9 protein-coding genes are annotated in these 10,557 nt (G+C 42.7%); 1 reads left to right on the top strand and 8 read right to left on the bottom strand.

Translation table 11 applies throughout. The features are described 5' to 3' along the window. Positions 1-318 precede the first annotated feature (318 nt). Entirely contained in the window at positions 319-1,401 is a 1,083-nt protein-coding gene (locus tag V7654_RS10645; protein WP_335430315.1) for an aromatic acid exporter family protein, read from the top strand. Positions 1,402-1,445: 44 nt separating this feature from the next. Here V7654_RS10645 and V7654_RS10650 read toward each other — a convergent pair whose 3' ends face one another. The 8 genes from V7654_RS10650 to V7654_RS10685 form a co-directional block, all read right to left on the bottom strand. After that, positions 1,446-2,345 (bottom strand): ABC transporter permease, encoded by a 900-nt coding sequence (locus V7654_RS10650; protein ID WP_335430316.1) that lies wholly within the window; start codon positions 2,343-2,345, stop codon positions 1,446-1,448. Positions 2,346-2,362: 17 nt separating this feature from the next. Next, positions 2,363-3,367 (bottom strand): ABC transporter permease, encoded by a 1,005-nt coding sequence (locus V7654_RS10655; protein ID WP_335430353.1) that lies wholly within the window; start codon positions 3,365-3,367, stop codon positions 2,363-2,365. A 118-nt stretch (positions 3,368-3,485) separates the two neighbouring features. Further along, positions 3,486-5,087: an ABC transporter substrate-binding protein gene (locus V7654_RS10660; RefSeq protein ID WP_335430317.1), complete on the bottom strand. Its 1,602-nt coding sequence runs from the start codon at positions 5,085-5,087 to the stop codon at positions 3,486-3,488. A gap of 93 nt (positions 5,088-5,180) precedes the next feature. Further along, positions 5,181-6,149: an ABC transporter ATP-binding protein gene (locus tag V7654_RS10665; RefSeq protein ID WP_335430318.1), complete on the bottom strand. Its 969-nt coding sequence runs from the start codon at positions 6,147-6,149 to the stop codon at positions 5,181-5,183. Further along, entirely contained in the window at positions 6,124-7,137 is a 1,014-nt protein-coding gene (locus tag V7654_RS10670) for an ABC transporter ATP-binding protein (RefSeq protein ID WP_335430319.1), read from the bottom strand. Before V7654_RS10670 ends, V7654_RS10665 begins: the two co-directional genes overlap by 26 nt. Before the next feature lie 256 nt (positions 7,138-7,393). After that, positions 7,394-9,142, bottom strand: coding sequence for an ABC transporter ATP-binding protein (locus tag V7654_RS10675; RefSeq protein ID WP_335430320.1), 1,749 nt, complete (start codon positions 9,140-9,142; stop codon positions 7,394-7,396). Between the two features lie 94 nt (positions 9,143-9,236). Further along, a complete protein-coding gene (ntdP, locus tag V7654_RS10680) occupies positions 9,237-9,767 on the bottom strand; it encodes a nucleoside tri-diphosphate phosphatase (protein ID WP_335430321.1) in 531 nt (176 codons plus the stop codon). 251 nt (positions 9,768-10,018) lie between these two features. Next, positions 10,019-10,273 carry a YgaB family protein gene (locus V7654_RS10685; protein ID WP_335430322.1) on the bottom strand — a complete coding sequence of 85 codons (255 nt, stop codon included), beginning with the start codon at positions 10,271-10,273 and terminating at the stop codon, positions 10,019-10,021. Between the last annotated feature and the right edge of the window lie 284 nt (positions 10,274-10,557).

The following is a 10,557-nucleotide window of genomic DNA, read 5'->3' on the forward strand; positions in this document are numbered from 1 at the left end:
CCTCTTCTCATAACAACTCTTCTCATGTAGAAACTCTCTTGTATTGAGTCCAGTTCTTAACACCTTTTACTTTAATGTTTTTCAAGCCATTTAATAATGGCTCTTTTTTTTCTAAAAATATTAACGTTCAATCAAATTCATTATTTTATCAATGTAACCACTTACATTTAAAATAGGCTTGTTTTTCGTAAATTTGTCGCTTGAACTTCTGCTCCAACCATTGTATAGTACATTATTGTTTAGTTTTTAACAAAATGGTTTAAAGTATAACGAATGGGATGTACGATCATCATCTCTAATGAAAGGAATTCACACTCAATGAAACTTGGTGCCCGCATTTTAAAAACGGGAATAGCCATTATACTCGCTTTATTTTTGTCACAGATTTTTAACCTTCCGTCTCCTGTCTTCGCAGGAATCGCGGCGATTTTTGCCTTGCAGCCAACTGTTTATCGCTCTTTTCTTTCTATTATTGAACATGTCCAGGGCAACTTAATCGGCGCAGCAACTGCTGTTGTGTTCGTAATGGCGTTCGGCAACAGTCATTTTATCATTGGCCTTGCTGCAGTGCTGGTCATCACGCTTAACTTGAAGCTAAAGCTTGAAAACACCATTTCCCTTTCGCTAGTCACATTGATTGCGATCATGGAAACGCCCGGTGATGACTTTATCCAATTTGCTGTGATCCGTTTTTCAACGATCATGCTCGGGGTCGTTTCAGCTTTTATAGTGAATCTTGTTTTCCTGCCGCCAAGATATGAAAATAAGCTTTACTACAAAAACACTATTTTATCAGAGGAAATCACAAAGTGGATCAGGTTAAGTACGCGCCACGCTTCGGAGCACCAGCTCTTGAAGGCAGATATTGAAAAAATGCGCGAAGGCATCATCAAGCTTGACCAGCTGTACCTGATGTACAGAGAAGAACGTGATTATTTTAAAAATAACAAGCTCGCCAAATCCAGAAAGCTTGTTATCTACAGACAAATGATCAACACAACAAAAAAATCTTTGGAAACCCTGAAAAGGCTACATCGCTATGAAAATGAATTCAACCAGATGCCTATCGATTTTCAGGAAGTTCTCCAGCATCAGCTTGATTGCCTGATTAATCACCATGAACAAGTCATGTTGAAGTTCGCTGGTAAAATCCGCGCTGAAGCCTCATACATGGAAGGCGAGGTCTGCCTGAACAAGAAACAGCTGTTCGAACTCTTTTTAGCGCAAAAAAAAGATTTGGCTGAAACGAACAGCCAAATGCTTTACCATGTCATGCAGCTTGTTTCCATTATCATGGAATACGGGGAGAATGTAGAGCATCTCGACACACTTATTACAAGCTTCCAGTCTTACCATAAAGACGATAACAATGTGAGTATTGAACAAAATACAGAAATATAAAAGCAGCTGGTTTATCAGCTGCTTTTTCGTTTGCCTTATAATCGCTAATTCTTCATCCTCGGATCCAACGCATCCCTTAGTCCATCGCCCATCAGGTTAAAACCTAAAACCGTCAGCATAATGGCCAAGCCAGGGAATATCATTGTCCACGGGGCTTGAATCATGAACTGTTTTGCATCAGCAAGCATCTTGCCCCATTCAGGGTTCGGTGCTTCTGCCCCTAGGCCCAAGAAGCCCAGTGCGGCTGCTTCAATGATTGCAGTCGCAATCGCCAGTGTACCTTGAACGATGATTGGTGCCATGCTGTTAGGCAGGATATGCTGGAATAAAATCCTGCTGTCCTTCATCCCGACAGCCTTGGCGGCCATGATATACTCTTCTTCCTTTACACTGAGCACCCTGGAACGAATCAGCCTTCCGAAGGTCGGTATGTTTATGATAGCAATTGCAATCAATGCGTTGCGGAGCGACGGTCCCAGCACTGCTACTATCGCAATCGCCAGCAGTATGCTTGGAAAGGCAAGCATGATATCGAAAATCCTGGATATAATGGAATCTACCCATCTTCCATAGTAACCTGCAAGTATTCCGAGAAGACAACCAACTATAATCGAGCCCATTACGGAAAATGTTCCTACCCATAATGATATTCTTGCACCAAAGATAACCCTCGAAAGGATATCCCGGCCAAAATCATCGGTCCCAAACCAGTGTTCAGCTGAAGGAGCCTGGAGGCGCACTGACATTTTCTGATCATTGATTCCTTCTGGAGCAATCAGCGGGGCAAATACTGCAAGCAAAATAAAAAACAAAACAATAAATGTACCCACAAGAGCCAATTTATTCTTCTTGAAACTATACCATGCTTCTGCCCAGGGAGATGCCACTTTTTCTTCTACCTGTATGGTAGGCGGCTGCATTTGTTTTTGAGTTGAAATCTCCATCTAAATCTCCCCTTCCATCAATGATATTTAATCCTTGGATCAATTGCTGCGTACAATAAATCAACGACAAGATTGATCAACACAAAGAGCAATGCAATGATTAAGATTCCTGACTGGATTACCGGATAGTCTCGATAATTGATCGCTTCGTAAATGTATCTGCCAATACCCGGCCAGCTAAAGATTGTTTCCGTTAAGATCGCACCGCCAAGCAGGAGGCCTGTTTGCAATCCGATAATCGTCAAAACAGGAATGACAGCATTTTTCAGGGAGTGCTTATAGACAACCCAGAACATGCGCAACCCTTTCGCCCTTGCTGTCCTGATAAAATCTGAACGCATCACCTCAAGCATTGTAGAACGTGTGATTCTTGCAATGATTGCCATTGGAATGGTTGCCAAAGCCACCGCAGGCAACACCAGGTGCTTCAGTACCTCAACGAGCTGGTCAGTGCGGCCTTGGATCAGCGTGTCTATAATATAAAAATTCGTAATAGCGTCGACTGGATTTCGTACTTCCTCCCTGCCCGATGTCGGCAGCCAGTCCAGATTAATGGCAAACATCCACTGCTCCATCAATCCAAGCCAGAAGATCGGCATTGAAACCCCTATCAAGGCAAGGACCATGGCTACGTAATCAAACCATGAATTCTGGAACCATGCGCTGATAATGCCAGCATTCACACCAATAACGATGGCAATCAGCATCGCCACGAACGATAATTCCATTGTGGCAGCAAGGTATGGCCAGATTTCACTGTTGATCTCTGACTTCGTCCTTAGAGATTGTCCTAAATCACCGGTCAGCAAGTCGCCCAGATAGTTGAAATATTGAATATACCACGCCTGGTCTAGACCAAGCTGTTTTGTTAAATCCGCAATCGCTTCCTTAGTAGCAAGCTGCCCGAGAATGACTTGGGCGGGATCGCCAGGGATTGCTCTGATCATAAAAAATACAATAAGTGAAAGACCCAACAGTACAGGAACTAATGATAAAATCCTTCTGACAGAATAGGCAAACACCTTCCCACCTCTTTTCATGGTGATATTTCTTTAACAAGCGAAGGTCATTGATGACCAATGCACATCCGCTTTTCAGCAGAAAAGGGAGAATGCACATGTTCTCCCTTTTCCTTATGCATTATTTTTTGAATTCAACAGTTGCAAGCAGGTCAGAACCTGTTGGGTGTGCCTTGAATCCAACCACGTCAGCTCTTCCCGCAAGAGCAGGCTCTGAGTGAACTAGTGGAATCCAAGGAGCATCCTCTTTAATTAACAATTGAGCTTCTTTATAAAGTTTTTCACGTTCAGCCTGGTCATTAGTAGACTGAGCCTGGATGAACAGGTCATGTACCTCTTGATTTTTGTAGCGTGCATAGTTATTGCTGTCAATGTTGTCCTGGTCTAAAAGTACATACAGGAAGTTGTCAGCGTCACCATTGTCGCCAGTCCAGCCAAGCAAGAATGAATCTGCTTCACCAACACGGGCTTTTTCAAGATATGTTGCCCACTCATAAGAGACAATCTTAGCTTTTACGCCAATTTTGGCGAAATCAGCTTGAAGAGCTTCAGCAACCTTCTTTCCATCAGGCATATATGGTCTTGCAACAGGCATTGCCCATAGTTCCATTTCAAAGCCATTTTCAAATCCAGCTTCTTTTAGAAGCTCCTTAGCTTTTTCAGGGTTATATTCATAGCCATCAACTTCATCATTATATCCTGCAACCGTTTTTGGCATTGGGTTCTTGGCCGGCTCAGCTGCACCAGCGTAGAATGCGTCGATCAGCGATTTCTTATCAACAGCATAGTTTAATGCCTGGCGTACTTTCTTGTCTTTTAACGGTCCGCGTTCGTTGTTCAATCCTAGATAAGCTACATTCAAAGAAGGACGGAAGAATGTCTGCAAATCAGGATTGCTTTCGATTGATTCGACATCACTGAAATTCACGCCGTCAATAATGTCAACTTCGCCTGTATTCAATGCATTCAAACGAGCTGAGTTCTCAGGGATTACACGGAAAATAACTTCATCAAGCTTGGGAAGTCCCTTATCCCAGTAATTTTCGTTCTTCACCAAGGTAACCTTGTCATTGCGTTTCCATTCCTTGAATTTAAATGGTCCAGTACCAACTGGGTTTTCAAGGAATTTATCACCATACTTCTTGACTGCTTCAGGACTTGCAATTCCAAATGGAGACATAGCAAGGTTTTTGTTGAAAGGAGCCAGTATACGGTTTAACGTGAATTCTACTGTATACTCATCAACAGCTTTTACTTCCTTGATTACATCACCAAATTGTGAGTTATAGTAATAGAATTGCTCTTTGTTTCCTGCTTTCCAGCGCTCAAAGTTGAATACTACCGCTTCGGCGTTGAAATCCGTGCCATCGTGGAATTTAACACCTTTGCGCAATTTTAATGTGTGCTTTAGACCATCTGGAGATTCTTCCCAGCTCTCAGCAAGACCTGGCTTGATTTCTGTATCCTGCTCACCAAATTCGATGAGAGTTTCATAGATGTTTTTTGTTACTTTAAAAGCTTCACCTTCAGTTGTGATCGCAGGGTCAAGCGAAGTTGAATCGCCGCCGCGGCCGAATACGAGAGTTCCGCCGGACGATGATCCGCCGTCTGAACTAGATTCCCCGCCAGTTTTCTTGCCGCCAGACTCATTGTTGCAGCCTGCTAGCCCTAAGCTCAGGATCAGGATAAAAGCAAAAAACATCAATCCAAAACGCTTTTTCATATTTTTCCCCCTTGTTTTTTCGGACCAGTATTTTTGGTTCCAGTCCATGATATATATCATCTATGCTGTTTTGCCCACACACATTCCTATTTGCTAGGAATATAGATGGCAGGCAGCAAAATGACCAGGTTCAATTTCCCTCAATTCGGGTCTATCAGTCTTGCAAACTTCCATGCATGCCTTGCATCTTGTATGGAAGGCACATCCCTTAGGCGGGTTAGCTGGACTTGGGATATCTCCAGTCAGAAGTTCCCTTTCCCGCTTGATCTCAGGATCAGGAATAGGAACAGCCGCAAGCAATGCTTTCGTATATGGGTGAAGCGGTTTTTCATACAGCTTATCTGCATCCGTAATTTCGACCAGCCTTCCCAAATACATGACCCCCACTCTATCGCTGATGTGTTTTACCACTCCCAGGTCATGGGCTATGAAAATATAAGTCAACTGAAATTCCTTTTGCAGGTCTTCCAGTAGATTCAACACTTGTGATTGGATCGAAACATCCAGCGCAGAAACAGGTTCATCCGCAATAATTAGCTTTGGCCGTGTCATAAGGGCACGGGCAATTCCAATTCTTTGACGCTGCCCTCCGCTGAACTGGTGAGGATACCTTTTGGCATGGTAGCTGCTAAGGCCAACAACCTCAAGCATTTCCTTCACCATCTTCTTGCGCTCCTGTTTAGTCCCGATGCCATGGACAATCAATGGCTCCTCGAGGATTTTTTCGACCGTATGCCTTGGATTCAGCGAAGCAAATGGATCCTGGAATACCATCTGCATGTCCTTGCGGGTTTTTCGCATATCACTGTCTGATAGAGTAACTAAATCTTTACCCTCAAAGACAACTTGCCCTTCAGTTGGATCTGTCAGGCGCATCAGCATTCTTCCTGTTGTGGATTTCCCACAACCTGACTCCCCAACCAGGCCGAGTGTCTCGCCTTTGTTGACCCAAAAGCTGATATCATCAACAGCTTTTACGCTCCCGGTTTGTTTGCCGAGGACGCCTCCAGTGATAGGGAAGTATTTTTTTAGATTATCAACTTTTAACAGTACTTCTGCCATTGGCTACTCCCTCCTTCTCATGTAAAAGGCAGCGTACAGAATGTCCCGGCCTTTCAGTTTCATAGAGTTCGGGATTCTCGCTCAAGCATCGGTCCATAACAAATTCGCACCTGGCTGCAAAACGGCAGCCAGTCTTGATCGAACCAGGTTTTGGAACGTTTCCTGGAATCGAATACAAGCGCTCTTTTTTCTCACGGATATCAGGAATTGATTTAAGCAGTCCCAGCGTATATGGGTGCTTCGGATACTTAAAGATATCCTCTACTAGCCCTTCCTCAACGATTTTGCCCGCATACATGACAACCACTCTCTGGCAAACTTCTGCCACCACACCTAGGTCATGAGTAATCATGATAATGGCAGTATCAAGCTTTTCGTTCAAATCCTTCATCAATGCCAATATTTGCGCCTGGATTGTGACATCAAGCGCTGTAGTCGGTTCATCAGCAATCAATACTCTCGGGTGACAGCTAAGCGCCATCGCAATCATGACCCTCTGCCTCATCCCACCTGAAAGCTGGTGAGGATATTCCTTGATGATCTGCTCAGCTCTCGGGAGTCCAACGAGCTTCAGCATTTCAATCGCCTGCTGATATGCATTTTTTTTGCCCAGTTTCTTATGTATTTTCAACGCTTCTGTCAGCTGCTCGCCAATCGTGAATAATGGATTTAACGAAGTCATTGGCTCCTGGAAAATCATTGCTACTTCATTACCCCGTATCTCACGCATCCTTTTTTCCGATGCATGGACAAGGTCTTCACCATTCAGGAGGATTTCCCCACCGGCTATTTTCCCTGGTGGCTGTGGAATCAGCTTCATGATGGATAATGATGTCACGCTCTTGCCGCAGCCTGACTCTCCCACAATTCCAAGGATTTCTCCTTTGTTCACTGAGAAGCTGACGTCGTCAACAGCTGGAATTTCGCCATCCGATGTGATAAAAGATGTTCTTAAGTTTTTTACATCCAAAACCGGAGCATGTACCACTTTACTACTCCTTTCTATTACCGAAATATTATTGCTGAATAAAATTTACTTCTGTCTGTGTTAAACATTTTATATTAAATGCAATGACTTAGTCTACTGATTTTTCTTAATTATTTAAATATAATAAACAGTTAGAATCATTATTGTAATTTGGTACTATTTGTTTTTTCGTTAAAGCAGACCAGGAGTCCTTCGGGTTACTTCAAAAAATAAAAAAAAACGAAACACTATTTGTGCTTCGTTTTTAAACTATTATTTAATTTTCAAGCTGCTGAACCTGGAACAATCGGTAGTAGCCGCCTTGCTTAGCCATTAATTCCTCATGACGGCCAACCTCCACGATTTCACCGTGTTCGATCAGCACAATCCTGTCAGCATGGGTTATAGTCGACAACCGGTGTGCGACAATGAAAGTGGTTCTGTCCTTGGCAAGCTTCTCGATTGCTTCCTGTATGAGGTGCTCACTTTCAAGGTCAAGAGCAGAGGTAGCTTCATCCAGGATCAAAACCGGCGGATTTTTAAGAAAGACTCGGGCAATTGCCACACGCTGTTTTTGTCCTCCTGAAAGCTTGACGCCTCTTTCCCCTACTTTTGTATCATACCCTTCAGGTAAATTCATAATAAAGTCGTGGGCATTTGCCGCCTTTGCCGCTTCCACTACTTCCTCATCGCTGGCTGCTGGTTTCCCCAGCAGGATATTTGATTTGACCGATTCACTGAATAAAATATTATCCTGTGCAACCATGCCTATTTTATCGCGCAGAGAACGGACTTTGAACGAACGGATGTCTCGTCCATCAAGGAGGATCGCTCCATCAGAAACGTCAAAGAACCTTGGGATCAGACTGACGAAGGAAGATTTCCCCCCACCGCTCATTCCTACAAGGGCAATCGTCTCTCCTTTTTCCACATTAATGTTGATGTTCTTAAGGACTGTTTCCTCGCCCTCATCATAAGCAAAGCTTACGTTGTTAAAGGAAATATCGCCATGGACCTTTTTCAGCTCAATTGCATCTTTTGAATCCTTTATATCATATTTTTCATCCATGAATTCAAATACACGGTCCATTGAAGCGATTGACTGGGTCAATGTAGTCGAAGAGTTGACCAGCCTGCGGAGCGGATTGTAAAGCCTGTCGATGTAAGCGATGAATGCAGCCATTTCCCCGATGCTCAGATTTCCCTGGAGAACTTGATAGCCTGAAAATCCGATAACGAGAAGCGGAGCGATATCCGTGATCGTATTGACCACAGCAAATGCTTTGGCATTCCAGCTTGTGTGCTCTAAAGCCTTTGTTAAAAAGTTTTTATTCTGACGGTCAAACTGAGTCTGCTCATAATCCTCAATTGCGAAGCTCTTAATGACAGAGATTCCTGCTACCCGCTCATGCAAGTAGCTCTGTACCTCCGCAAGTGCCTGTGAACGCTGCCTCGTAAGCTTTCGCAGGTTACCGAAAAAGTACCTGACGGAAAAAGCATAAAAAGGAAACAGGATTAAAGAGACAATGGTCAGTTTTACGTCCATAGTGAACATGATAGCAGCCGCTATCATGATAGTAGCAACGTCAAGCCACAGGTTCATTAATCCGGTCACGACGAAGGTTTTCGTTTGCTCAACATCGTTGATCATTCTCGAGATGACCTCACCTGCCCTAGTATTCGAATAATACTTAAAGCTGAGTCGCTGCATATGTGTGAACAATCTGTCCCTTATGTCATAGAGTATTTTACTTGAGGTCCATTGTGCAAAATATTGGCGGTAATATTCAATTGGCGGACGAAGTATAACAAAGACTACGATCATGATGCCCATTACCCAGAAAAGCCTGTCCGTTTTCTCTGTTTTACTTAATGAGTCGTTGGCAATCACATCATCAAGGACAAATTTTATTAACAATGGTATTAACAGTGGGATTGCGAATTTAAAAATCCCGATAATGATTGTTCCAATAATCTGCAGCCGATATGGTTTAACGAATTTTAAGTATCTGCGGATGCTGCCCAATTTTGTTCCCCCTTATGGAGCCTTGCCTAGCTTTAACTGCGAAACAAAAACCTGTTGAAACAAATCAACAGGCTGCTTTGTCTATCCTGATTGGTTAACGACGATAAGTTAAATACCGTTCATAATAAATATCGATAAAGTCAGGCGCAAATGGGCCTTTCCTCTGCCTGATCCAGCGTTTCAACTTTTCCACATTGTATTTTAGGATCTGGTCAATCACATCAGGATATTGCATTTCTTTACGGTGGCGCTCATATTCATCTTCATCAAGCAAATTAAATGTCATGTCAGGAAAAACTTTTATATCGAGATCATAATCAATATATTTCAGCGCTTCTCCATCAAATATAAATGGAGAACTAATATTGCAATAATAGTAAACGCCATCTTCCCGAATCATGCCTATAACGTTGAACCACAGTTGAGAGTGGAAGTAACAGATTGCAGGCTCTCTAGTAATCCAGGTTCTTCCGTCTGACTCCGTCACGACTGTCCGGTCATTCCCGCCGATCACAAGATTCTGTGTTCCTTTTAAGACGGTGGTTTCTTCCCAGACTCGATGGATGTGCCCATTGTGCTTATAACTATGGATTTGGACAGATTCACCTTCGATGGGTACGCCCATGTTCTTCTCCCCTACTTTCCTTTCCCGGAAACTTTGCAACCTATCAATGTATATTTATCTAGAAAAATTGAAAAACGACAAAAGGCAACAAAGAACGATTCCTATTTTTTATTATTATAACGGTTAATGGAAGAATTTAAAACAAAAGAGCCACCGATTTACACCGATGGCCCCCTAAAATTGATATATTTTTATAAATTAGTGAACTTTTCTGAAATGATTGATTAATAATAGACCATCCAAAGTGCTTTTTATCGAAAAGTTACCGCTAATTGCTGATACGTATGGATAACTTCTTCTGTTTGTTTTTCAAACATTCGGTGGATCTCGTGCAGCTCCTGCTTCTTTCGGTCAATCTCCACGCGAAGCTCCTCCAGCTCAGCATTTTGTTTAAGTGCATCCAGCTGCTTTTCGATTTCCTGGCACCGTTCTAATTCAGACTGCAGATAAAGTAGCTTTTCCATTGTTTGCATTTGGGTAGAGACCAATTCGTTAAATTTATCCATGCTTTTCCACCGCCTGTAAAAATTTATCTTCCTAATGTATTCGGTCAGGCAGAGGGATTTCCTTTGACTAGTTATGTAGAGTATTCAGAACATTTGTCGAATGATTTTTATGATAATGCTTCGAGAGTCCAAAACCAAACTGAATTGTAATTAGGAGAATTCTAAACAAAATTTTAAGGGTTTCTCATAATAATAAGAGAGATAAAAATCAGATAGAGTGATTCTCAGAGGGCTAATCATGACACCAAGTGTGGGGAAAATCGACTTGAGTTGTTCTCGTAGGG

Source organism: Bacillus sp. JJ1609 (genome assembly GCF_036967045.1).
In the GTDB taxonomy this organism is placed as follows: Bacteria; Bacillota; Bacilli; order Bacillales; family Cytobacillaceae; genus Mesobacillus.